This is a genomic window from Streptomyces aurantiacus JA 4570, assembly GCF_000414115.1.
Lineage (GTDB): Bacteria > Actinomycetota > Actinomycetes > Streptomycetales > Streptomycetaceae > Streptomyces > Streptomyces aurantiacus_A.
Window position 1 is genome coordinate 1 of the sequence record NZ_AOPZ01000479.1, and the last position, 300, is coordinate 300.

1 pseudogene is annotated in these 300 nt (G+C 83.0%); it reads left to right on the forward strand.

What is annotated here, in order from left to right:
- Positions 1 to 300: pseudogene (locus STRAU_RS35450) on the forward strand (ATP-dependent helicase HrpB); the annotation flags it as partial.

Sequence of the window (300 nt, forward strand, 5' to 3'; positions counted from 1 at the left end):
GTCCGGCTGTCCCGGGCCGGGGTGCATCCGCGGCTCGCCCGGGCGCTCCTGGACGCGGCGCCGCGGGTCGGGCCGCGGCGGGCCGCGGAGGCCGTCGCCCTCCTGAGCGAGGAGCCTCCCCGTGAGTACGGGGACGACCTCGCGTCGGCCTTGCGGGCCGCGCGGCGGGGCGCCGACGCGTACGCCGCGCGGTGGCGGAGCGAGGTGCGGCGGCTCACGTCGGCCGCGGAGGTCACGCCCTCGGACTCCCCGCCGTCGGCCGCCCAGGTCCCGCCCTCGGCGGCCGCTCCGTCGGCCGCG